Consider the following 22,636-nt stretch of genomic DNA (forward strand, 5'->3'; position numbering starts at 1 on the left):
GCGGGAGCCGTTGCGGCGGGCCTCGTCGAGCACCAGGCCCAGGTCCTTGCGCATCCAGTCCACGGCAAAGCCGAAGTCGAACTTGTCGTCGACCATGGTCTTGCCGCGGTTGTCCATCTGCCAGCTCTGGGCCGCGCCCTTGCCGATCACGTCGAGCACCTGCTTCATGTCCAGGCCCGCGTTCTGGCCGAAGGCCACGGCCTCGGACAGGCCCTGCACCAGCCCGGCGATGCAGATCTGGTTGACCATCTTCGCCAGCTGGCCCGAGCCACTGGCGCCCAGCAGCGTGAAGGCGCGCGCAAAGGCCAGGGCCACGGGGCGGGCGGCATCGAAGGCGGCGGCATCGCCACCGCACATCACCGTGAGCTGGCCGTTCTGCGCACCCGCCTGGCCGCCCGACACCGGCGCATCGACGAACTGCAGGCCCGCGGCCTGGGCCGCAGCGTACAGCGCGCGCGCCACTTCGGCCGAGGCCGTGGTGTGGTCCACGAAGATGGCACCGGTCTGCATGCCCGCAAAGGCGCCGTCGGCACCGAGGGTGACCGAGCGCAGGTCGTCGTCATTGCCCACGCAGCAGAACACGATGTCGGCGCCTGCCGCGGCTTCGCGCGGGGTGGCGGCATGGCGCGGGGCCTTGCTGGTGGCGAACTCCTCGCACCAGGCGAGCGACTTGGCCGCAGTGCGGTTGTACACGGTGACTTCATGCCCGGCCAGGGCCAGGTGGCCGGCCATGGGGTAGCCCATCACGCCCAGGCCCAGGAAGGCGACCTTGCGGGAAGGGGTGGCGTCGTAGCTGCGGGGGTTGGTGCTTGGCATGGGAGGAAGAAATGATGGGCTGGTCGGGAAGAAAAAAAGCCCGCCCAGAAGGGCGGGCGAGAGTGTGTGCGGTGGCTTCTGCGGCAGTCCGGGGCGTCAGACGATCGCGAAGTGCTCGGTGCCCTGGGCCAGGTCGGGCGACTTGGCGCGCTGGCTGTTGAGCTTGATCTGCAGGCGCAGGTCGTTGAGCGAGTCGGCGTTGCGCAGCGCGTCTTCGTAGCTGATCACATTCGCCTCGTAGGCGTCGAACAGCGCCTGGTCGAAGGTCTGCATGCCCAGGTTGCGGCTCTTCTTCATGATCTCCTTGATCTCGGAGACATCGCCCTTGAAGATCAGGTCCGAGATCAGCGGGGTGTTGAGCATGATCTCCACGGCCGCGGCACGGCCCTTGCCATCCTGCTTGGGGATCAGGCGCTGGGAGACCAGGGCACGCAGGTTCAGCGACAGGTCCATCAGCAGCTGCGCGCGGCGTTCTTCGGGGAAGAAGTTGATGATCCGGTCCAGCGCCTGGTTGGCGCTGTTGGCGTGCAGCGTGGCCAGACACAAGTGGCCGGTTTCGGCGAACGCCACGGCGTGCTCCATGGTCTCGCGGTCGCGGATTTCGCCCATCAGGATGACATCGGGCGCCTGGCGCAGCGTGTTCTTGAGGGCGGCTTCCCAGGTGTCGGTATCCAGGCCCACCTCGCGCTGCGTGACCACGCAGTTCTTGTGCGGGTGCACGAATTCGATCGGGTCCTCGACCGTGATGATGTGGCCGAAGGAGTTCTCGTTGCGCCAGTCCACCATGGCGGCCAGCGTGGTCGACTTGCCCGAGCCCGTGGCACCCACCAGGATGCACAGGCCGCGCTTGGTCATCGTCACTTCCTTGAGCACCTGCGGCACACCCAGGCCGTCGATGGTGGGCAGCGTGAGCGGAATCGTCCGCATCACCATGCCAACCTTGCCCTGCTGGATGAAGGCATTCACCCGGAAGCGGCCGATGCCGGCCGGCGAGATCGCGAAATTGCACTCCTTGGTGCGCTCGAAGTCCGCCACCTGCTTGTCGCTCATGACGGCTCGCGCCAGCGTGAGCGTGTGGGTGGGTGTGAGCGGCTGCGGCGACACCTTGGTCACCTTGCCGTCGACCTTGATGGCCGGTGGAAACTCTGCCGTGATGAACAAGTCGCTGCCATTGCGGCTGACCATCAGCTTGAGCAGGTCGTTGATGAATTTACTGGCCTGATCGCGTTCCATCAGAGTTTCTCCCTTGCGGTCCTGGTCTGCCGGACGGTCATTGTCATTTCTGGTTGCCGTCGCTCAGGCGGGCACTCACCACGCGCAGGCGCAACGACAGCTTGCGGGCCAGCAGCGCAATCAGGCTGGCAGCCAATTGGGGGTCCTTGGACATCATGTCGTCCATGGCTTCGGCGCTCAGCACGGCGATCTCGCAGTCGGTGAGCGTGGTGCAGGCGGAGAAGCGGATACCGCTGTCCAACAGGGACATTTCGCCCAGGATGTCGCCGGGCCGCGTCTCGGCCAGGCGCAGGTGCTCGCCCCAGGGCTGCACACGGTCCACGGCAATGGTGCCAGTGAGCAGCACCACCATGAAGTTGCCGTACTCGTCCTGGCGGATCACGTCGCGGTTGGAGGGGATGGCGGCAAATTCGAAAAAGCGCTCCATGCGCTCCACGGCGTCCTTGTCCAGGTGGGCCATGTACTTGTCCTTGGCCCACAGCCCCTGCAGCAGCTTGCCGCCACGGCTCGTGGGCAGGCGCTTGGCGCCCACCTCCACGGCACGGGCCTCCCAGGGCACCAGCATGGAGTCGTCCACGCCCTGGCCGGCAAAGGCCGTCGAGAACAGCACCGAATCGGTGTTGTCCTCGGCCGGCTTGTTGCCGATCGACTTCATGCGCAGAAGGCCGAGAATGCCTTTCATAATTTGCTCCGAGTGCGGCGCGCTGCGCCGCAGTGTCTTCTGTCAGTGTGTGCTCACCCGTGCTGAGATCAGCCGGGAAAGTTTTCGGGGATCTTGGCCTTGCCGCGCGCTTCGGCCGGGCTGATGATGTTGCGGCGCACCATGTCGGTGAGGTTCTGGTCCAGCGTCTGCATGCCCACGCTGTTGCTGGTCTGGATGGTGGAGTACATCTGCGCCACCTTGGCCTCGCGGATCAGGTTGCGGATGGCGCTGGTGCCCAGCATGATCTCGTGCGCGGCGACGCGGCCCGAGCCGTCCTTGGTCTTGCACAGGGTCTGCGAGATCACGGCCTGCAGCGATTCGGAGAGCATCGCGCGGACCATTTCCTTTTCTTCGGCGGGGAACACGTCGATGATCCGGTCGATGGTCTTGGCGGCGCTCGAGGTGTGCAGCGTGCCAAAGACCAAGTGGCCGGTTTCCGCCGCCGTCATGGCCAGGCGGATGGTTTCCAGGTCGCGCATTTCACCCACCAGGATGGCGTCCGGGTCTTCGCGCAGTGCGGATTTCAGCGCGGCGGCGAAGGACAGCGTCATCGGGCCGACTTCGCGCTGGTTGATCAGGCACTTCTTGGACTCGTGCACGAACTCGATCGGGTCTTCCACCGTAAGGATGTGGCCGTACTCGGTTTCGTTGAGGTAGTTGACCATGGCCGCCAGCGTCGTGGACTTGCCCGAGCCGGTCGGCCCGGTCACCAGCACCAGGCCACGCGGCTTCAGGGCCAGGTCGCCGAAGATCTTGGGGGCATTGAGCTGCTCCAGCGTCAGGATCTTGCTCGGAATGGTCCGGAACACGGCGGCGGCGCCGCGGTTCTGGTTGAATGCGTTGACGCGGAAACGCGCCAGGCCTTCGATTTCGAACGAGAAGTCGACTTCCAGAAATTCCTCATAGGTCTTTCGCTGGGAGTCGCTCATGATGTCGTACACCATGCCGTGGACCGTTTTGTGGTCCAGCGCGTCCACGTTGATGCGGCGCACATCCCCGTGGACCCGGATCATGGGCGGCAGACCTGCGGAGAGGTGCAGATCGGAAGCCTTGTTCTTGACGCTGAACGCCAGCAGCTGGGTAATGTCCACGGGATCCCCTCTATCGTTTGGTACGCTTGCCAATCATTATGACCACGATTGATAACAACCTCCAACAGGTTATGGGCAGGATTGCACAGGCCTGCGCCGCAGCCGGGCGCGATCCGGCCGGGGTGGCGCTGCTGGCGGTTTCCAAGACCTTCGGTTCCGACGCGGTGGCCGAGGCCGTGGCCGCGGGCCAGCGGGCCTTTGGCGAAAACTACATCCAGGAGGGCGTGGAGAAGGTGGTCGCCCTGCGCCAGCTATCGCCCGCCAGCCTGCAATGGCACTGCATCGGGCCCATCCAGAGCAACAAGACGCGCCTGGTGGCCGAACACTTCGACTGGGCACACACGGTGGACCGGTTGAAGATCGCCGAGCGCCTGTCGGCCCAGCGCCCGGAACACCTGGCACCGCTGCAGGTGTGCATCCAGGTCAACGTGGACGGTGGCGATACCAAGGCCGGCGTGCCGCCGCAAGAGGCCCTGGCCCTGGTGCAAGCTGTGGCTAAACTGCCACGGCTTGCGGTGCGCGGGCTCATGAGCATCCCCGACCATGCGCCGGATTTCGAGACCCAGAAGGAACTGCACCTGCGCGCCCAGCACCTTTTCCTGCAAATCCAGGCCAGCGGCGTGCCCGGCCTGGCGGGTTTCGACACCCTGTCGATGGGCATGACGGCCGACCTCGAGGCCGCAATCCACGCCGGCAGCACCCTGGTGCGGGTCGGCACCGGCATCTTCGGCGGGCGGGTGTACCCCGCTGCCTGAAGCCGGGGGCTCAGCCGCCGGTGAAGATGGCCACGCAATCGAGCGCGGCCTTGATGTCGGCGTCGCTGACGTCGAGGTGGGTCACCCAGCGCAGCCGGGTCTGGCCCGCGTAGAGGCCGCTGGTCACGCGCACGCCGTGCTGCGCCAGCCAGGCCGTGAAGGCGGGGGCGACCTCCGTGTGCAGGTCGGTGAACAAAATGTTGGTCTGCCAGGGGTGGACGGTGATCTTGCCCTGGAGCACGGGATGGCTGCGGTTGGCCTCGGCCAGGCCCTCGGCCAGCCGGGCCAGGCGGGCGTGGTCGTCGGCCATGCGGCGCACGTGGTGTTCCAGCGCATAGCGGCCGGCCGCGGCCAGCACGCCGGCCTGGCGCATGCCGCCGCCCAGGATCTTGCGCGTGCGGCGCGCCTGGCGGATGAAATCCTGGCTGCCCAGCACCAGCGAGCCGATGGGGGCGCCCAGCCCCTTGCTCAGGCACAGCGAGGCCGAGTCGAAATGGCTGCACAGGGCGCGGGCGTCGTCGTACACGTCGCTGCCTGCCCGGGCGGCATTGGCCGTGGCAGCGTTGAACATGCGTGCGCCATCCAGGTGCATGGCCAGGCCGCGCTGGCGTGCCAGGACCGAGACCTCGGCCACATAGGCCGGGGGCAGCACCTGGCCGCCCGTGGTGTTCTCCAGCACCACCAGGCGGGTGCGCGCGAAGTGCGGGTCGTCGGGCTTGATGGCGGCCGCGATGTCGGCCAGGCGCAGCGTGCCGTCGGGCTGGGTCTCCACGGGCTGGGGCTGGATGGAGCCAAGCACCGCCATGCCGCCGGCCTCCCAGCGGTAGGTGTGCCAGCTCTGGCCGACGATGGCCTCGTCACCGCGCTGGCAGTGGCCCCACAGGGCGATCAGGTTGGTCTGCGTGCCCGAGGGGGCGAACAGTGCGGCCTCGAAACCCAGCAGCTGTGCTGCGTAGTCCTGCAGCGCGTTCACGGAAGGGTCGTCACCGAACACATCGTCGCCCAGCGGGGCATCGAACATGGCCGCGCGCATGGCGGGCGTGGGCTGGGTGACGGTGTCGCTGCGAAAGTCGGGCATGGGGCGGTATCCTCGGGTTCTGGGCTATGGCCGCCATGGTAGCCGCGGCCCATGGCAGTTGCTGCCGTACGGGCAAGCCGGGCGCCCCCGGCCTGTACTCAAGGCCTGGCCATCTTGCACTCCGTGCCCTGGGCCAGTTCGTTGCCGGTGTATACGGCATCGGTGCGAAAGCCGTAGTTCGTGCCTTCCCAGCCGGTCTTCACGGCCTTGCCGTCCACCGGGGTGATGGTGTTGACCACCTGGGGCAGCAGCAGCTGGTGGTCTTCGCCGCGCATGCGCACCGGGCCGACCACCGTGTCCACGGTCAGGTCTTCGAGCGCGCGGGCCACCTTCACCGGGTCGGTCGACTGGGCCTTGTTGATGGCGGCGGCCAGGAAGCGCGGCGTCATGTCGATGCGCGGCGCGAGGAAGTCCTTGCCGGTCTTGGCCTTGTAGGCCTTGGCCAGGGCATCCGTCCTGGCGCTGTCGGCCTGGCCCGGGTGCCATTCGGCCACCCAGGTCAGCTGGCCGAGTTTGGCCTGCGAGACAGCCAGCACGGTGCCGGGCACCGCGCCGGCGCTGTGGTTGAAGTAGCGCAGGTTGTAGCCCGCATCGCCAGCGGCCTTGAGCAGCAGCACCATGTCCTGCCCCCAGTTGCCGGTGATGACCGAATCGGCCTCGCTGCCCTTGACCTTGGATACATAGGGCGAAAAGTCCTTGACGCGGCCGATGGGGTGCAGGCTTTCGCCGACGAACTGGATGTCGGGCCGGGCCAGGCCCACCATCTCGCGGCCGTAGTGCGCCCACTGCTTGCCGTGCGCGTAATCCTGGTTGAGCAGGAACACCTTCTTGATGTCCGGTTGCTTCTTGATGTAGTTGGCCATGGCCTTCATCTTCATGGCCGTGTTGGCATCGAACTGGAAATGCCAGAAGCTGCAGGCCTTGCCCGTGAGTTCGGGGTCGATGGAGGAGTGGTTGAGCACCAGGATCTCCTTGCCCGGGTTGCGCTGGTTGTGGCGCGCAGCCGCCTGCACCAGCGCCGTGACCACGGACGAGCCCGAGCCGCCCGTGACGATGGCGCGCGCGCCCTGGTCGATGGCTGCCTGCAGCGCGCTCTGGCTCTCCTGGGCCGAGAGCTTGCTGTCGAACTGCAGCAGCTGCAGCTTGACCCCCTTGAGCACGCCGCCCTTGGCGTTGATGTCCTCGATGGCGTACTGCGTGTGGGTGAGCATCAGCTCGCCCACGTTGGCGAACGGACCCGAGAGCGGGTCGATGTAGGCGACCTTGAAGGTCTCCTGCGCCAGCGCCGGGGCGGCGGCGCACAGCAGGGCCGCGCCGGCGGCCACGGGCGTCGTCGTCATCAGGGAACGCAAAAGGTGGTGCATGCGGGTCTCGCTTTCTTGTGTTGTGGAAAAACGGTGGGCGCCGGGGGCCTGCTGGGGGCGGTGGCTCAGTGCGCAGCCCGGCGCCGGGTGCGCAGGCCCAGCACCCGGTAGGCCAGGGCGGCCAGCTCCCGTGCCACCCCGTCGGCCGGCAGGCGACCATCTGGCCTGTACCAGTTGTAGAGAAAGCCTGGCAGGCTGCAGGCCGCCAGGGCCGTGATCTTGGTGTCGTTGAACTCGAACATGCCGTCCCGTCGGCCCTCTTCGAGCAGGGCGCAGAGCCGGTCGTAGAAATGGTTGGCCAGCTGCTTTTGCGCCGCCAGGTACTCGGGGCGGTAGACCTGGGGTTCGCGGTAGGGGAAAAAGGCCGCCGGGTGGTGCGCGAGCGTGGCGTGGATCAGCCGCTCGATGCCTGCGGTCACCTTCTCGTGCGCGGGGCGGGTGTCGCCCTCGGCGAAATCCATGGCCGTGAAGCAGGCCACGGCGGGCGCCCAGCACAGGGTCTCGAAGATCTCCTGCTTGTTGCGGAAGTAGTAGTAGACAAAGGGCTTGGTCACGCCCAGCTTCTGCACGATCTGCTCGATGGTGGTGTTGGCATAGCCCTGGGCGTCGAACAGCGCTTCGGCGGCGCGCAGGATGCGCTCGCGCTTCTCGTCCGACCCGGCCGTGGCGGCCTTTTGCCGGCCAGTGGCCTGCACGGGAACCTGCTGGTTCATCGGTGTCCTTTGCGCGACGGTTGATTTATACCCATGGGTAGCATTGTTCTACCCACGGGTATATATTGGCAAGACGCTGGCGGGTGGGGCGCCCTATCGAAAACCCTTGGATGCCCCCGTGAACCAGCGATTGCAGACACCTTGGAGACAACGCATGCCCGATACCGCAACGCCGCTGCTGCCGCTGCACGAACACCTGCGCCGCCATGCGCGCGCCACTCCCGACCGCACCGCCTACCTCTGGTACGGCCGGCCCATCACCTGGGCCGAGATCGATGTGGCCAGCGACGCCTTCGCTGCGCGGCTGCAGGCGCTTGGGGTGCGCCAGGGCGAGCCGGTGGCGCTGTTCATGAACAACTGCCCGCAGTACGTGATGGCGCACTACGGCATCCAGAAGATCGGCGCCATCGTCTGCCCCTGCGGGCCGCTCAACAAGGAGCACGAGCTGCAGTACCAGCTGTCGGACCTGAAGGCCCGCGTGATCGTGGCGGCCGATGTGCTGCTGCCCGTGGTCGACAAGGTGCGCGCGACGACGGACCTGGCCCATGTCTTCGCCGTGCGCTATGGCGAGCTGCTTCCCGACGCCCCCAGCATCGACGTGCCGGCCGAGCTTCTGGCCATGCAGGCGGCGTCGGCTCCCGTGCCCCAGGGCTGCGAGGACTTCATGGCCGTGGCGCGCGCGGGTGGCACGCCCGTCCCGGTGGCCATCGGCATGGACGACGTGGCGCTGATGACCTACACCTCGGGCACCACGGGCCTGCCCAAGGGCGCCATGCTGACCTATGGCAATGCCAGCTTCAAGACCGCCGCATCGGCCGAATGCAACGGTGCCCGCGGCGACGACGTGCTGCTGGCCGTGGCGCCGCTGTACCACATCGCCGGCATGGTGATGGGCGTGAACCTGCCCATCTACACCGGGGCCACGACGGTGCTGCTGTACCGCTTCGATGCCCTGGGCATTGCCCAGGCGCTCGAGCGCCACCGCGTGAGCTGGTGGTACAGCATCGCACCCATGAACGGCGCCCTCATGCAGGTTCCCGGCGCACGGGCCATGGACTGGAGCGCGCTGCGCAGGAACCCCGTCACGAGCTTCGGCATCACCTTCACCGAAGCGCTGGCGCAGCAGTGGAAGGAGTTTGCCCCGAACTGCACCTCGTTCGAGGCGTCCTACGGCCTGTCGGAGACGCACACGGTGGACACCTACATGCCGCACGATGCGATCCGCTGGGGCGCGCACGGCAAGCCCGTTCCGGGCAACACCATCCGCATCATCGACCCGGAGACCGGCGCGCCGCTGCCGGCCGGCGAGGTCGGCGAGATCACCATCCATGGGCCCGGCAACTTCAAGGGCTACTGGAACAAGCCCGAGGCCACGGCGCAGACCCTGCGCAACGGCTGGGTGCACACCGGCGACATGGGGCGCATGGATGCCGACGGCTACCTGACCTTCATCGGCCGCTTCAAGGAGATGATCAAGGTCTCGGGCTACAGCGTGTTCCCCGAAGAGGTCGAGACCCTGCTCATCAAGCACCCCGCGGTGGCGCAGGCCGCCGTGATCGGCGTGGCCGATGCCGAGAAGGGCGAGGTGGTGCGCGCCTTCATCGTGAAGAAGCCCGGCCAGGAGGTGGATGCCGCCACCCTGGTGGCCTGGGCACGCGAGAACATGGCGCCCTACAAGACCCCGCGCGAGGTGCGCTTCATCGATGCCTTGCCCGCGACCGGTGCTGGCAAGGTGCTGCGCCGCCTGCTGCGCGACGTTCCCTGAAACCGTCTGCAAGAACGACTCCGATGAATTCACCGCTGTTTCACAAAGTTCTGATCGCCAACCGCGGCGAGATCGCCCTGCGCACCGTGCGTGCGCTGCAAGATCTGTCGATTGCCAGCGTGGCCGTGTATGCACAGGACGATGCGCAGGCGCCCCATGTGCGCGCTGCCGATGCGGCGGTGGCTTTGGGGGCCACGGGCCCCGCTGCCTATCTGGATGGTGCAAAACTCATTGCCATCGCGCGTGCGCAGGGCTGCGATGCCGTGCACCCGGGCTACGGCTTTCTGAGTGAGCGCGCCGACTTCGCGCGCGCTTGCTCAGAGGCCGGGCTGCGCTTCATCGGCCCCACGCCGGAGCAACTGGCGCTGTTCGGCGACAAGGCGCAGGCGCGCGCCCTGGCACTGCGCTGCGGCGTGCCGCTGATGCCGGGCACGCAGGCCGCCGTCACGCTGGAGGAGGCGCAGCAATTCTGGCAGGCGCAGGGCGGCGCGGGCATCGTGGTCAAGGCCATCGGCGGCGGCGGCGGGCGCGGCATGCGTGCCGTGCAGTCGGCCGATGAACTGCCGGCGGCCTATGCGCGCTGCCGCAGCGAGGCGCTGGCTGCCTTTGGCGTCGAGGGGGTTTACGTAGAGCGGCTGATGGCCGGTGCGCGCCACATCGAGGTGCAGGTGCTGGGCGACGGGCGCGAGGTGATGGCCTTGGGCGAGCGCGAATGCACGCTGCAGCGGCGCTTCCAGAAGGTGGTGGAGGTGGCGCCCAGCCCCTCGCTGCCGGCACAGCTGCGCGAACGCATCGTGGCCGCCGCGCTGGCCGTGGCGCGCGAGGTGGCCTACGAGGGCCTGGGCACCTTCGAGTTCCTGGTGGACCTGGCGTCCGAGGCGCTGCCCTTCGTTTTCATCGAGGCCAACCCGCGCCTGCAGGTGGAGCACACCATCACCGAGGAGGTCACGGGCGTGGACCTGGTGCAGACCCAGATCGCGCTGGCCGCGGGTACAAGCCTGCGTGAGCTGGGGCTCGACCCCGATGCGCCACCTGCAGTCCAGGGCTTTGCGCTGCAGTGGCGCATCAACGCCGAGACCCCGGATGCGCAGGGCGGTGCCGTGCCAGGCAGCGGTCCGCTCACGCGCTTCGACCTGCCGGCCGGCCCCGGCATCCGTGTGGACACGCACGGCGTGGCGGGTGTGGCCCCCTCGCCGCACTACGACACGTTGCTGGCCAAGCTCATCGTGCACACGCGCGGCCCCCGCTTCAGCGATGTTCTGCGCCGTTCGCAGCGCGCGCTGGCCGAGTGCCGCATTGGCGGCGTGGCGACCAATGTGGCGCTGCTGCGCGCGCTGGCCGCACGGCCCGAGATGGACAGCCAGCAGGTGCACACGCGCTGGCTGGAAACGGTCTTGCCCGAGCTGTTGGTGGCGGCGGGCCAGTGGGCCGATGAACCCCTGGCCGCGGTGGCGGGCCAGGAGATTGCGCAACCCGAGTCGGCCCCCGAAGGGGCGGTGCCGGCGCCCATGCCTGCACGGCTGGTGCAGCTGGCCGTGGCCGAGGGCGATGTGGTGGCCGCCGGGGCCGAGCTGGCCGTGCTCGAAGCCATGAAGATGGAGCATGTGCTGCTGGCGCCATATGCGGGCCGGGTGCGAGCGCTTCTGGCCGCAACGGGCGGCTACCTGGTGCAGGGTCAGCCGCTGCTGGTGCTGGAACCTGTGGAGGGTGCGCAGACCGCATTGGAAGAGGACGCTGCTGCGCAAGGCGCCGACCACATCCGCCCCGACCTGCAGCGCGTGCGCGATCGCCATGCCTTCACGCTCGACGCCGCGCGCCCCGAGGCCATGGCCAAACGCCGTGCGCAGGGCGGGCGCAGCGCGCGCGAGAACATCGCCGACCTGTGCGACGAGAGCAGCTTCATCGAATACGGTGCGCTGGCCATTGCCGCGCAGACGCGCCGGCGCAGCCTGGAGGACCTGGTCGCCAACACGCCTGCGGATGGCATGGTCACAGGCATCGGCGGCATCAATGGGGCCGACTTCGGGCCCGAGAAATCGCGTGCGGTGGTCATGTCCTACGATGCCACGGTGCTGGCCGGCACGCAGGGCGCGCGCAACCACGCCAAGACGGACCGCATGCTGGGCATTGCCCTGGCGCAGAAGCTGCCCGTGGTGCTGTTCGCCGAAGGCGGCGGCGGCCGGCCCGGCGACACCGACATGCCGGTGGTGGCGGGTTTGCACGTGCACACCTTTGCCAGCTATGCCGCGCTCTCGGGCCAGGTGCCCGTGGTCGGCATTGCGGCAGGGCGCTGCTTTGCCGGCAATGCGGCGCTGCTCGGCTGCAGCGACGTGGTCATTGCCACGCGCAGCGCCAACATCGGCATGGGCGGACCGGCCATGGTCGAGGGCGGAGGGCTTGGCGTCTTCAAGCCCGAGCAGATCGGCCCGAGCCACGTGCAGCACGCGAACGGCGTGATCGATGTGCTGGTCGACGACGAGGCTGCAGCGGTGCGTGCGGCGCGGCACTACCTGTCGTTCTTCCAGGGGCGCCTGGGGCAGTGGTCGGCGCCCGACCAGCACCTGCTGCGCAGGGTGGTGCCCGAGAACCGGCTGCGCGTATACGACACGCGCGCCGCCATCGCGGGCCTGGTGGACGAAGGCAGCCTGCTCCTGCTGCGCACCGGTTTCGGCGCCGGCATCCACACGGCGCTGGCGCGCATCGAGGGGCGGCCTGTGGGCATCCTGGCCAGCAACCCGCTGCACCTGGGTGGCGCCATCGACGCCGATGCGGCCGACAAGGGCGCGCGCTTCATGCAGCTGTGCAACGCGCATGGCCTGCCGCTGGTGAGCCTGGTGGACACGCCCGGCTTCATGGTCGGCCCCGAGGTGGAGGCCACGGCGCAGGTGCGCCATGTGAGCCGCCTGTTCGTGACCGCCGCGAGCCTGCGCGTGCCCTACTTCAGCGTGGTGCTGCGCAAGGGCTATGGCCTGGGCGCCATGGGCATGGCGGCGGGGGGCTTCCACGCCCCGGTGTTCACCGTGGCCTGGCCCACTGGCGAGTTCGGTGCCATGGGGCTCGAAGGGGCTGTGCGCCTGGGCTTTCGCAAGGAGCTCGAAGCCGTGCCCGAAGGCGCGGAGCGCGACGCCCTGTTCCAGAAACTCGTGGCACGCCAGTACGCCAATGGCGAGGCCCTGCACATGGCGGCCACGCTGGAAATCGACGCGGTGATCGACCCGGCCGAGACCCGCGCTTGGCTGGCGCGAGGGCTGGCATCGGCCCAGGTCGCGCCCATGGGGCACCGCTTTGTGGATACCTGGTGACCCCATCGGTGAGAAAGGGCCATGCTAAGCTGGCCGGCTGATGGAGGCGCCTGCGGCCGAACGGTCGCGTGCTGCCCTGTGCCCCTTCCAATGGAGACTTTTCCCATGCCCGGACTGCTGCCCGATATCGATCCCGACGGCCTGCTCGAATTCTCGGTGGTCTACACCGACCGCGCGCTCAACCACATGTCCAAGCGCTTCACCGGCGTGATGCAGGACATCCTGGCCACGCTCAAGCAGGTCTACAACGCCCACACCGCCGTGCTCGTGCCCGGCAGCGGCACCTTCGGCATGGAGGCCGTGGCGCGCCAGTTCGCCAACAACGAAAAGGTGCTCATCGTGCGCAACGGCTGGTTCAGCTACCGCTGGAGCCAGATCTTCGACGCGGCCGGCGGCCTGGGCGGCGGTGCCGTGGTGTGCAAGGCACGCAAGCGGGGCGACGGCCCGCAGGACGCATGGGCGCCATGCCCGGCCGACGAGGTGGCCGCCGCCATCCGTGCCGAGCGGCCCAAGGTAGTGTTCGCGCCGCACGTGGAAACCGCCAGCGGCATCATCCTGCCCGACGACTACCTGCGCACGCTGACGGCGGCTGCGCACGAGGTGGGCGCGCTGTTCGTGCTCGACTGCGTGGCCTCGGGCGCGATGTGGGTGGACATGCAGGCCACTGGCGTGGACGTGCTGATCTCGGCCCCGCAAAAGGGCTGGAGCGGTTCGCCCTGCTGCGCCATGGTCATGCTCAGCGAGCGCGCACGCCAGGCCATCGAGGGCACGACCAGCAGCAGCTTCTCGTGCGACCTCAAGAAGTGGATGCAGATCGCCGAGGGCTACGAAAAGGGCCAGCACGCCTACCACACGACCATGCCCACCGATGCGCTGGTGCGCCTGCGCGAGGTGATGCTGGAGACGCGCGAATACGGCTTTGGCAAGGTACGTGACGAACAGATCGAACTCGGCGCCAAGGTACGCGCACTGCTAGAATCCAGGGGCTTCCCCAGCGTGGCTGCCGAGGGCTACAAGGCCCCGGGCGTGGTGGTGAGCTACACCACCGACCCCGGCATCCAGAACGGCAAGAAGTTCATGGAGGTCGGCCTGCAGACCGCCGCCGGCGTGCCGCTGCAGTGCGACGAGGGCCCGGACTTCAAGACCTTCCGCATCGGCCTGTTCGGCCTGGAAAAGTGGCACAACGTGGAGCGCACGGTGGGCCATTTATCCAAGGCGCTCGACCAGATCGCTGCGGCAGCCTGACCGGCGCTGCTGCGCCGCCCGATGGCATCTTCCCCCGACGCGGACGCCGCCCACGCCGCGCTGCGCAGGGCCAAGCGGCAGGCCCTGGCCCTGCTGCTGCTGGCCACGGCGGTGTTCATCGGCACCAGCCTGGTGGAGCGGGGCCTGGCCCTGAACTGCCTGAAAGCCGTGGCCGAGGCGGCCATGGTGGGCGCGCTGGCCGACTGGTTCGCCGTGGTGGCACTGTTCCGCCACCCGCTGGGCCTGCCGATCCCGCACACGGCCATCATCGCGCGCAACAAGGACCGCATCGGTCGCAACCTGGCCGGCTTCGTGCGCGACAGGTTCCTCGATGCGCCCTCATTGGTGGCGTTGATCCGCCGGCACGACCCGGTCGCGCGCGTGGCCGACTGGCTGGTGGCGCCGGGCAATACCGCCTTGCTGGGCCAGCAGGCGGTGCGCCTGGTCTCTGCCGGGCTCGACGCCGTGCAGGATGCGCAGGTGGAGCGTTTCATCCAGCGCGCCGCGCGCACGCTGATCGGGCAGCTCGACCTGTCGCAGACCATGGCCACGGTGCTGGGCGCGCTCACGCACAACGGCCGCCACCAGGCCCTGCTCGACGATGGGCTGGCCCGGCTCATCACCGTGCTGCAGAGCGAGGAAACCCGCGACCTGATCGCGCGCACCATCGTGCAGTGGCTCAAGAAGGACCACCCGGTCAAGGAGAAGATGCTCCCTACCGACTGGCTGGGCGACAAGGGCTCGGCGATGGTGGCCAACGCGCTCGCCGGGCTGCTTGCCGAGGTGGCCGCCAACCCGCTGCACCAGCTGCGCGAGCGCTTCGACGAGGCCGTGCAGCGGCTCATCGAGCGCCTGCAGACCGACCCCGACTGGCAGCAGCGGGCCGACGAGATACGCCAGTACCTGCAGACCGACGCCACGCTGGGCCACTACGTGCAGGAGTTGTGGCAGGGCATGCGCACGGCGCTGCGCCGCGACCTGGCCAACCCCGATTCGGCCGTGGCGCGCAACGTGCAGGCCATGGGCGGCTGGCTCGGCCAGTCGCTGGCGGGCGATCCTGCCCTGCGTGACTCGCTCAGCGCGCGGCTCGAACGCTGGGCCCAAGGGCTGGCGCCCGAGGTGTCCGCGTTCATCGCGCAGCACATCGAGGACACCGTGCAGCGCTGGGATGCCCGGGAAATGTCCGATCTCATCGAATTGCAGGTCGGCCGGGACCTGCAGTACATCCGCATCAACGGCACGGTGGTGGGCGGCCTGATCGGCCTGGTGCTGTTTGGCGTGTCGCACGCGGGCGAGATCTGGCGGGTGGCAGCTCGCTGAGGTGGGGTCAGAACAACGTCACCACCAGCGGCACCAGCAGGGCCGCCAGCACCACCTGCAGGCCCAGCGCCAGGCCGGCATAGGCACCCGCGTCGGCATCGTCCTGCAGCGCCTGGGCAGCACCAATGCCGTGCGAGGCGGTGCCCAGGGCGAAGCCGCGGGCGACCATGCCCGGTGCGTCGGTGCCCACGCGCAGCCAGCCGAACAGGGTGCGGCCCGAGAGCGCGCCCACCATGCCGGTGAGCACCGCGAACAGTGCCGCCAGCGCCGGCACGCCGCCGATCTGCGCGGCCACGCCCATGGCCACGGGCGCGGTGACCGAATTGGGCGCCAGCGACATCAGCATGTCCGGCGGCAGGCCCATGGCCCAGCCCAGGCCCACGGCACTCGCGGCGGCTGCACTGCCACCGGCCAGGGCGGCCAGCAGCAGGCGGCCCCAGCGCCGGCGCAGTTCGGCCCGGCGTAGCCACAGCGGCCAGCCCAGGGCCACCACAGCGGGCCCGAGCAGGAAGTGGATGAACTGCGCCCCGGCAAAGAAGGTGGGGTAGGCCGTGCCCGTGGCCAGCAGCGCACCGGCCAGCACCACCACCGACCACAGCACCGGATTGGCCCAGGCCGCATGGCCCATGCGCGCGGAAAACGCCTGCGCCAGCACGTACACCGCCAGCGTGGACGTGAGACCGAACAGCGGCGCCTGCGAGAGGTAGACCCAGAGCTCAACGAAGTTGGCCATCGCCAGCCTCCTGGGTCTCCGGGCGTGGCTTGAACAGGCGCAGCACGAGCACCGTGGCCGCCATGCCGGCCCAGGTGGACAGCACGATCACCACCACCAGGCGCAACCCATAGGCGCCCAGCAGATCGAGGTGCGTCATCACGCCCACGCCCACCGGCACGAACAGCAGCGACAGGTGGGTGAGCAGAAACCCTGCCGCCGGTGCCACGGCCCGCTGCACCGGGCCGCATTGCAGCGCCAGGAGCAGCAGCACCATGCCGACCACCGGGCCGGGCACGGGCAGGTGCAGAAAATGCGACAGCGCCTCGCCGACCGACTGCATGAGCAGCAGAAAGGCCAGGCCTTGCAGGCCTTTCATGGGGCCGGGTGCCTGTGGGTTATTGGCAGACCGCTGCTCGTGCATGGCATCCCAGTTAGCCAATGCACTTCGTGTCGTCCAGGGTGCGCGAGACTGGCGCGCTCGAGGCCAGTGCTCCCGCGCAAGGGCCGCCCCGCCGCGCTGGGAGCGTCCCCCTCCCGACTCGCGCAGCGGGTCGAGAGAGGGGTGAAGGCGCGAAGCGACTCAGGGGGTGCTTCATCAAAACCGGGGAAGATCGGGGTGCTTGATCTGCCCCGCGCGCACCAGCATCTTGCCGTACTCCGCACAGCGGTGCAGCGTGGGGATGACCTTGCCGGGGTTGAGCAGCCCGGCCGGGTCGAACGCATGCTTGAGGCCGGCCATCTGCGCGTTCTCCTCGGCGCTGAACTGCACGCACATGCTGTTGAGCTTCTCCACGCCCACGCCGTGCTCGCCGGTCACCGTGCCGCCCATGGCCACGCTGGTCTCCAGGATGTCGGCGCCGAAGAGTTCGCAGCGGTGCAGCTGGTCGGGGTCGTTCGCGTCGAACAGGATCAGCGGGTGCAGGTTGCCGTCGCCCGCGTGGAACACGTTGGCGCAGCGCAGCTGGTATTTTTTCTCCATCTCGGCGATGGCCAGCAGGATGTCGGCCAGGCGCTTGCGCGGGATGGTGGAGTCCATGCACATGTAGTCGGGGCTGATGCGGCCGCTGGCCGGGAAGGCGTTCTTGCGCCCGCTCCAGAAGCGCAGGCGCTCGGCCTCGTCGCGGCTCACCGAGATGGCCACGGCGCCCGCGGCGCGCAGCACCTCGGTCATGCGGCCGATTTCTTCTTCCACCTCCTCGGGCGTGCCGTCGCTCTCGCACAGCAGGATGGCCTCGGCGTTGAGGTCGTAGCCCGCGTGCACGAAGTCCTCGACCGCGGCGGTCATGGGCTTGTCCATCATCTCCAGGCCTGCCGGGATGATGCCGGCCGCGATCACCGCGGCCACGGCGGCGCCGGCCTTGCGCACGTCGTCGAAGCTGGCCATGATGCAGCGCGCCAGCTGCGGCTTGGGAATCAGCCGCACCGTGACCTCGGTGGTCACCGCCAGCATGCCCTCGCTGCCGATCACGGCGGCCAGCAGGTCGTAGCCAGGCGCATCGAGCGCGTCGCTGCCGAACTCCACGGCCTCGCCCTCGATGGTGAAGCCGCGCACCTTGAGCACGTTGTGCACCGTGAGGCCGTATTTGAGGCAGTGCACGCCGCCCGAGTTCTCGGCCACATTGCCGCCGATGGTGCAGGCGATCTGGCTGCTCGGGTCGGGTGCGTAGTACAGGCCGTAGGGCGCGGCCGCCTCGCTGATGGCCAGGTTGCGCACGCCGCACTGCACCAGGGCCGTGCGGGCCACCGGGTCCACGTTGAGGATGCGGTTGAACTTGGCCAGCGAGAGCGTCACCCCCAGGGCATCGGGCATGGCCCCGCCCGACAGGCCCGTGCCCGCGCCGCGGGCCACCACGGGCACGTGCAGCCGGTGGCAGGCCTGCAGCACGGCCTGCACCTGCTCGTAGGTCTCGGGCAGGCAGACCACCAGCGGGCGCTGGCGGTAGGCCGTGAGCCCGTCGCATTCGTAGGGGGTGGTGTCTTCGGCGTGCCAGAGCAGGGCGTGGGCCGACACGGTGCGGGCCAGCGCCTGCACCACCTCGGCCTGGCGCGCTGCGCGCTCGGCTGGCGTGGGCCCGGTGGGGGCGTTGGCTGCGAGGGAGGAAAGGGAGGCGGTCTGCATGCCGCCACTGTAGGCCATGGCGGCGCCGGCCGCCGTGAGATTTTTGGAGGGCCGGCGTGAAATCCGATTCAAGGCCCGGCAGGACCGCCCGGCGCCAGCGCGCAGACCTGGCGCAGCTCGTCAATCGGCGCTCCGGCCACCGTGATGGTCCTGGCGCTCCCCGGCTCGGGCGCGAAGCCCAGCGCCGCATAGAAGCGGATGGCCCGCTGGTTGGCGGCCAGCACCCACAGGCTGGCCTCGGCCTTGCCCTGTTCCAGCAGCCGCACCCGGGCCTGCTGCCACAGCGCCTGGCCTGCGCCCTGCGACCAGCAGGCCGGGTCCACATAGATCGCCCAGACCTCTGCCCGGGTCGCCGGGGCATCCGCATCGCGGCAGTCGCCGAAGGCGATCCAGCCCGTCACGGCGCCGCCGCCGTCCTGCGCCAGCAGCAGCCCGGGCCGGCCCTGGGCAATGGCCTGGGCCCAATAGGTTTCGCGCTGGGCGGCGGACAGGGCCGCCAGGTAGGCGGCATCGATGATGCCCGCGTAGGCCGCCTGCCAGGCCGCCACGTGGATGCGCGCGATGGCCGCGGCGTCTTCGCGTTGTGCTGGGCGGATGAGCAAGCTCACACCATGATCTTGCGCAGCCATTCGGCAAAGGCCGCGCATTCCCAGCGGTCCATGGTGCCGGTGCGCCAGCACAGGTAGTGGGCGTGGGGGCTGGTGGTGTCGGTGTCGAACAGGCGCACCAGGGTGCCGTTCTCGAGCCAGGGGGCCCCGAGCTTCAGGCGCACCAGGGCCACGCCCATGCCGGCCGCCGCGGCGTCGCACATCAGGCCGATGTCGTTGAACTGCGAGCCCTCGCTTGGCTCGGACCAGTCCAGGCCGGTGGCCCCGAACCAGGTGCGCCAGGGCTCCAGCGGGCTGCGCAGCAGCGCCACACCCTCCAGGTCCTCGGGGCGCTCGAAGGGGCCGTGCTCGCGCACGAAGGCCGGCGAGGCCAGCGGGGTGACCACGTCGCGCGCCAGCTCCACGTGCTCCACGTCGGCATAGTGGCCCGCGCCGAATCGCACCATCAGGTCGGCGTCTTCGGCCACCACGTCCAGGAGCGGGATGGAGACCTGCAGCGCCAGGTCGATCTCGGGGTAGGCCTCGGTGAACTGGCGCAGGCGCGGGATCAGGATGGTGCGTGCAAACGTCGGCGTCACGGCCAGCTTGAGCCGGCGCCGGCCCGGCGCTGCCGCCGCGCCCGGAAAACGCTGCAGCGCCCCCAGCCCCTCGCGCACATGCGCCAGGTAGGCGCTGCCCTCGGTGGTCAGCGAGAAATCGGCCCGGCCGAACAGCCGTACGCCCAGGATCTGCTCGAGCTGCTTGACGCGGTGGCTCACCGCGCTGGGCGTCACGCACAGCTCGTCGGCCGATTGCGTCACGCTGCGCAGGCGCGCCAGTGCCTCGAAGGTCAGCAGGCACTGGATGGGCGGGATCCGCCGCGCCGCGCTGCTCAGGAACGAGGAGGGGGAGGCCGTGGCCATCGTCGCTCTCGCGCCAGGCTCAGCGGAAAACGACCGTCTTGTGCCCGTTGAGCAGCACGCGGTGCTCGCTGTGCCACTTCACGGCGCGGGCCAGCACCTGGCTTTCGGTGTCGCGGCCGCGGGCCGTGAGGTCTTCCACCGTGTCGGTGTGGTCGGCGCGGGCCACGTCCTGCTCGATAATCGGGCCTTCGTCGAGGTCGGCGGTGACGTAGTGGGCGGTGGCGCCGATGAGCTTCACGCCCCGGTCATGGGCCTGGTAGTAGGGCTTGGCGCCCTTGAAGCTGGGCAGGAAGCTGTGGTGGATGTTGATCGCCCGGCCCGCAAGCTTCTTGCACAGGTCGTCCGACAGCACCTGCATGTAGCGCGCCAGCACCACCAGCTCGGCCCCTTCGGCCTCGATGATCTCGAACTGCTTGGCCTCGGCCTGCGCCTTGGTGGCGGCCGTCACCGGGATGTGGTGGAAGGGCACGTTGTAGCTGGCGGCCAGCTGGTAGAAGTCGCGGTGGTTGCTGATGATGGCGCGGATGTCCACGGGCAGCAGGCCGGATTTCCAGCGGAACAGCAGGTCGTTCAGGCAGTGGCCTTCCTTGCTGACCATGAGCACGGTCTTCACGGGCTGGGCCGTGGCGTGCAGGCTCCAGCGCATCTGGTTCGGCTCGGCGAACGCCGTCAGGCGCTCTCTGAGCGTGGCATGGTCGTGCTGGTCGCAGGCGAACTGCACGCGCATGAAGAACAGGCCCGTGGCGTGGTCGTTGTACTGCGCGGCTTCTTCGATGTTGCCGCCGTGCTCCAGCAGGAAGCCGGAGACGGCGTGCACCAGCCCCAGGCGGTCGGGGCAGGACAGGGTAAGGATGTAGGCTTGGGTCGTCATAGCTGTGCCATTGTCGCAGCAAGGCCCGGATGGGTTTGGAAGAGGGATTTGATGCAAGAGTTGGAAGGCCCACGGTCGTTGGTTCCCTGGCGCGTGGCGGCGCTGTACCTGGTGCTGGGCGTGGTGTGGGTGTGGCTCGGCGATCTGCTGCTGGTCCACGGGGTCACCGACCCGGATGACCTGACGCGCTACCAGACCTGGAAGGGCTGGCTCTACGTGCTGCTCACCGGGGCACTGGCTGGATGGCTGGCACACCGCGCACGCCAGGCCGAGCAGGCCCGGATGCGCATGCTCAAGGATCGGGGCGACATCGCGGCCGTGCGTGCGGCCCTGGCCACCAGCGAAGAGCGCCAGCGCCTGGCCAGCACGGTGGTCGACAACACCATCGAGGGGGTGGTGGTGACCGACGCGCAAGGCCGCATCCTCTCGGTCAACGCGGCCTTCACCCGGCTGCTGGGCTATGCCGAGACCGAGCTGCTGGGCCAGAACCCGCGCGTGTTCAAGTCGGGTCGCCATGACAAGGCCTTCTACGACGCCATGTGGGCCTCCATCCACGGCACCGGCCACTGGCAGGGCGAGATCTGGAACCGGCGCAAGAACGGCGAGGTGTTCCCCGAGCACATGTCGCTGAGCGCCGTGCGCGACCCGCAAGGCGCCGTGACGCACTACGTGTGCATGTTCTCCGATATCTCCGAGGAGAAGGCGCAGCAGCAGCGCCTGGAGTTCCTGGCGCACAACGATGCGCTCACGGGCCTGTCCAACCGCACGCGCTTTGGCGCCGAACTGGCCGAGGCCGTGGGCGAGGCGCGCCTGAGCGGCGAGCACCTGGCGGTGCTGCTGATCAACCTGGACCGCTTCAAGGACGTGAACGACAGCTATGGCCATGCCACGGGTGACCAGGTGCTGCAGCACATTGCGAAGAAGGTGCAGTCGGCCCTGCGCCCGGGCGACCTCCTGGGCCGCATGGCGGGCGACGAACTGGCCGTGGTGGCGCGCCACATGCGCAACTCCGAGGGCGCGGCCGCCGTGGCGCGCCAGCTGATCGCGGCCGTGGCCGAGCCCTGGCGCTCGCCCGACGGGCTGGAGGTGGTGGCCGGGGCCAGCGTGGGCATCTGCATGTACCCCACCCATGCCGACACGGTGGAGGGCCTGCAGCAGGGCGCGCACGCTGCCGTCTACGGTGCCAAGGCGCGCGGCCGTGGCGCCTGGTGCTTCTTCCACGAGACCATGACCCAGGCCGCGCGAGAGCGCCTGGCGCTGGAATCGCGCCTGCGGCTGGCGCTGGCGCAGGGGCATATGGAGGTGTACTACCAGCCGCAGGTGGACATTGCCACGGGCCGCATCGCCGGGGCCGAGGCCCTGGTGCGCTGGAACGATCCCGACGAGGGGCTCATCTCGCCCGCGCGCTTCATCCCCGTGGCCGAGACCTCGGGCGTCATCGGCCCGCTCGGTGAATGGGTGCTGCGCGAGGTGTGCCGCCAGGGCCGGCAGTGGCGCGATGCCGGCCTGCCGGAGGTGACGCTGGCCGTCAACGTCTCGCCGCGCCAGTTCCACCTGACCGACGTGGCCGGCTGCACTGCGGCGGCGCTGGCCGATTCGGGTTTTCCGGCCGCGCTGCTCGAGCTGGAGATCACCGAGACCGCGCTGGCCGAGCGCGCCGAGGAGGCCCTGCAGGTGCTGCTGGGCCTGCGCGACCTGGGGGTGCGGATCGCGGTGGACGATTTCGGCACAGGCTACTCCTCGCTCGCCCAGCTCAAGCGCTTTCCCATCGATGTGCTGAAGATCGACCAGGGCTTCACGCGCGACATCCCGCAGAGCGCCGACGACATGGCCATCAGCGCGGCCATCATCGCCATGGGCCACAGCATGGGCCTCTCGGTCCTGGCCGAAGGGGTGGAGACCCCCGCGCAACTGGCCTTCCTGCAGGAGCGCGGCTGCGACGCCTACCAAGGCTACCTGTGCAGCCGGCCCCTGCGGGCGCAGGCGTTCGAGGCCTTGCTGCGGGCGCAGCTGGTATTGCCCGGCGGGCGCTGACA

19 protein-coding genes are annotated in these 22,636 nt (G+C 69.0%); 6 read left to right on the forward strand and 13 right to left on the reverse strand.

The window, feature by feature from the left end; genetic code table 11:
- From PMI14_RS15715 to PMI14_RS15730, 4 genes are all read right to left on the reverse strand, one after another.
- A partial coding sequence (locus PMI14_RS15715) for an NAD(P)-dependent oxidoreductase (protein WP_007855983.1) occupies nt 1-816 on the reverse strand: 816 nt, incomplete at its 3' end.
- Between the two features lie 96 nt (nt 817-912).
- Nucleotides 913-2,049: a PilT/PilU family type 4a pilus ATPase gene (locus PMI14_RS15720; RefSeq protein WP_007855987.1), complete on the reverse strand. Its 1,137-nt coding sequence runs from the start codon at nt 2,047-2,049 to the stop codon at nt 913-915.
- Nucleotides 2,050-2,092: 43 nt separating this feature from the next.
- Complete coding sequence (locus PMI14_RS15725) at nt 2,093-2,731, reverse strand: cyclic nucleotide-binding domain-containing protein (RefSeq protein WP_007855992.1); 639 nt, start codon at nt 2,729-2,731, stop codon at nt 2,093-2,095.
- Between the two features lie 68 nt (nt 2,732-2,799).
- Nucleotides 2,800-3,843 carry a type IV pilus twitching motility protein PilT gene (locus tag PMI14_RS15730; RefSeq protein WP_007855993.1) on the reverse strand — a complete coding sequence of 348 codons (1,044 nt, stop codon included), beginning with the start codon at nt 3,841-3,843 and terminating at the stop codon, nt 2,800-2,802.
- A gap of 38 nt (nt 3,844-3,881) precedes the next feature.
- On the opposite strand from PMI14_RS15730, the gene PMI14_RS15735 reads away from it, so the two are divergent.
- Nucleotides 3,882-4,598 (forward strand): YggS family pyridoxal phosphate-dependent enzyme, encoded by a 717-nt coding sequence (locus PMI14_RS15735; protein ID WP_007855994.1) that lies wholly within the window; start codon nt 3,882-3,884, stop codon nt 4,596-4,598.
- A 10-nt stretch (nt 4,599-4,608) separates the two neighbouring features.
- On the opposite strand, the gene ltaE is transcribed toward PMI14_RS15735, so the two are convergent.
- The 3 genes from ltaE to PMI14_RS15750 form a co-directional block, all read right to left on the reverse strand.
- The gene (ltaE, locus tag PMI14_RS15740; protein WP_007855995.1) at nt 4,609-5,676 is read right to left on the reverse strand and encodes a low-specificity L-threonine aldolase; all 1,068 of its coding nucleotides are present in this window, start codon (nt 5,674-5,676) and stop codon (nt 4,609-4,611) included.
- Nucleotides 5,677-5,774: 98 nt separating this feature from the next.
- Nucleotides 5,775-7,040 (reverse strand): branched-chain amino acid ABC transporter substrate-binding protein, encoded by a 1,266-nt coding sequence (locus tag PMI14_RS15745; protein WP_007855996.1) that lies wholly within the window; start codon nt 7,038-7,040, stop codon nt 5,775-5,777.
- A 65-nt stretch (nt 7,041-7,105) separates the two neighbouring features.
- Nucleotides 7,106-7,753 (reverse strand): TetR/AcrR family transcriptional regulator, encoded by a 648-nt coding sequence (locus tag PMI14_RS15750; protein WP_007855997.1) that lies wholly within the window; start codon nt 7,751-7,753, stop codon nt 7,106-7,108.
- Nucleotides 7,754-7,907: 154 nt separating this feature from the next.
- Here PMI14_RS15750 and PMI14_RS15755 point away from each other — a divergent pair, with 154 nt between their 5' ends.
- The 4 genes from PMI14_RS15755 to PMI14_RS15770 all read left to right on the forward strand — a co-directional run bounded on the left by PMI14_RS15755 (nt 7,908) and on the right by PMI14_RS15770 (nt 15,385).
- Complete coding sequence (locus tag PMI14_RS15755) at nt 7,908-9,518, forward strand: AMP-binding protein (RefSeq protein ID WP_007855999.1); 1,611 nt, start codon at nt 7,908-7,910, stop codon at nt 9,516-9,518.
- Nucleotides 9,519-9,553: 35 nt separating this feature from the next.
- A complete protein-coding gene (locus PMI14_RS15760) occupies nt 9,554-12,820 on the forward strand; it encodes a carboxyl transferase domain-containing protein (protein ID WP_035204074.1) in 3,267 nt (1,088 codons plus the stop codon).
- Between the two features lie 105 nt (nt 12,821-12,925).
- Nucleotides 12,926-14,065, forward strand: a complete 1,140-nt coding sequence (locus PMI14_RS15765) for an aminotransferase class V-fold PLP-dependent enzyme (RefSeq protein WP_007856002.1) — start codon at nt 12,926-12,928, stop codon at nt 14,063-14,065.
- A gap of 21 nt (nt 14,066-14,086) precedes the next feature.
- A complete protein-coding gene (locus PMI14_RS15770; protein WP_007856003.1) occupies nt 14,087-15,385 on the forward strand; it encodes a DUF445 domain-containing protein in 1,299 nt (432 codons plus the stop codon).
- Between the two features lie 7 nt (nt 15,386-15,392).
- On the opposite strand, the gene PMI14_RS15775 is transcribed toward PMI14_RS15770, so the two are convergent.
- The 6 genes from PMI14_RS15775 to purU form a co-directional block, all read right to left on the reverse strand.
- Entirely contained in the window at nt 15,393-16,118 is a 726-nt protein-coding gene (locus PMI14_RS15775) for an LrgB family protein (RefSeq protein WP_007856004.1), read from the reverse strand.
- The gene (locus PMI14_RS15780) at nt 16,102-16,476 is read right to left on the reverse strand and encodes a CidA/LrgA family protein (protein ID WP_035204071.1); all 375 of its coding nucleotides are present in this window, start codon (nt 16,474-16,476) and stop codon (nt 16,102-16,104) included. Before PMI14_RS15780 ends, PMI14_RS15775 begins: the two co-directional genes overlap by 17 nt.
- A 219-nt stretch (nt 16,477-16,695) precedes the next feature.
- The gene (locus PMI14_RS15785) at nt 16,696-18,219 is read right to left on the reverse strand and encodes an FAD-linked oxidase C-terminal domain-containing protein (RefSeq protein WP_052024410.1); all 1,524 of its coding nucleotides are present in this window, start codon (nt 18,217-18,219) and stop codon (nt 16,696-16,698) included.
- Between the two features lie 68 nt (nt 18,220-18,287).
- Entirely contained in the window at nt 18,288-18,827 is a 540-nt protein-coding gene (locus PMI14_RS15790) for a GNAT family N-acetyltransferase (protein ID WP_238541853.1), read from the reverse strand.
- Nucleotides 18,824-19,729, reverse strand: coding sequence for a LysR substrate-binding domain-containing protein (locus PMI14_RS15795; protein ID WP_007856008.1), 906 nt, complete (start codon nt 19,727-19,729; stop codon nt 18,824-18,826). Before PMI14_RS15795 ends, PMI14_RS15790 begins: the two co-directional genes overlap by 4 nt.
- Before the next feature lie 19 nt (nt 19,730-19,748).
- Nucleotides 19,749-20,600, reverse strand: a complete 852-nt coding sequence (purU, locus tag PMI14_RS15800; RefSeq protein WP_007856009.1) for a formyltetrahydrofolate deformylase — start codon at nt 20,598-20,600, stop codon at nt 19,749-19,751.
- Between the two features lie 51 nt (nt 20,601-20,651).
- On the opposite strand from purU, the gene PMI14_RS15805 reads away from it, so the two are divergent.
- The gene (locus PMI14_RS15805; protein ID WP_007856010.1) at nt 20,652-22,634 is read left to right on the forward strand and encodes a bifunctional diguanylate cyclase/phosphodiesterase; all 1,983 of its coding nucleotides are present in this window, start codon (nt 20,652-20,654) and stop codon (nt 22,632-22,634) included.
- Nucleotides 22,635-22,636 lie beyond the last annotated feature (2 nt).

The sequence above is a fragment of the Acidovorax sp. CF316 genome, assembly GCF_000276605.1.
In the GTDB taxonomy this organism is placed as follows: Bacteria; Pseudomonadota; Gammaproteobacteria; order Burkholderiales; family Burkholderiaceae_C; genus Acidovorax.

Excerpts from the sequence above, each read along its gene's own strand:
- PMI14_RS15720 (WP_007855987.1), bottom strand. The coding sequence starts at position 2,049 with ATGGAACGCGATCAGGCCAGTAAATTCATCAACGACCTGCTCAAGCTG.
- PMI14_RS15725 (WP_007855992.1), bottom strand. The coding sequence starts at position 2,731 with ATGAAAGGCATTCTCGGCCTTCTGCGCATGAAGTCGATCGGCAACAAG.
- PMI14_RS15735 (WP_007855994.1), top strand. The coding sequence starts at position 3,882 with ATGACCACGATTGATAACAACCTCCAACAGGTTATGGGCAGGATTGCA.
- ltaE (WP_007855995.1), bottom strand. The coding sequence starts at position 5,676 with ATGCCCGACTTTCGCAGCGACACCGTCACCCAGCCCACGCCCGCCATG.
- PMI14_RS15745 (WP_007855996.1), bottom strand. The coding sequence starts at position 7,040 with ATGCACCACCTTTTGCGTTCCCTGATGACGACGACGCCCGTGGCCGCC.
- PMI14_RS15750 (WP_007855997.1), bottom strand. The coding sequence starts at position 7,753 with ATGAACCAGCAGGTTCCCGTGCAGGCCACTGGCCGGCAAAAGGCCGCC.
- PMI14_RS15755 (WP_007855999.1), top strand. The coding sequence starts at position 7,908 with ATGCCCGATACCGCAACGCCGCTGCTGCCGCTGCACGAACACCTGCGC.
- PMI14_RS15765 (WP_007856002.1), top strand. The coding sequence starts at position 12,926 with ATGCCCGGACTGCTGCCCGATATCGATCCCGACGGCCTGCTCGAATTC.
- PMI14_RS15770 (WP_007856003.1), top strand. The coding sequence starts at position 14,087 with ATGGCATCTTCCCCCGACGCGGACGCCGCCCACGCCGCGCTGCGCAGG.
- PMI14_RS15775 (WP_007856004.1), bottom strand. The coding sequence starts at position 16,118 with ATGGCCAACTTCGTTGAGCTCTGGGTCTACCTCTCGCAGGCGCCGCTG.
- PMI14_RS15780 (WP_035204071.1), bottom strand. The coding sequence starts at position 16,476 with ATGAAAGGCCTGCAAGGCCTGGCCTTTCTGCTGCTCATGCAGTCGGTC.
- PMI14_RS15785 (WP_052024410.1), bottom strand. The coding sequence starts at position 18,219 with ATGCAGACCGCCTCCCTTTCCTCCCTCGCAGCCAACGCCCCCACCGGG.
- PMI14_RS15795 (WP_007856008.1), bottom strand. The coding sequence starts at position 19,729 with ATGGCCACGGCCTCCCCCTCCTCGTTCCTGAGCAGCGCGGCGCGGCGG.
- purU (WP_007856009.1), bottom strand. The coding sequence starts at position 20,600 with ATGACGACCCAAGCCTACATCCTTACCCTGTCCTGCCCCGACCGCCTG.
- PMI14_RS15805 (WP_007856010.1), top strand. The coding sequence starts at position 20,652 with ATGCAAGAGTTGGAAGGCCCACGGTCGTTGGTTCCCTGGCGCGTGGCG.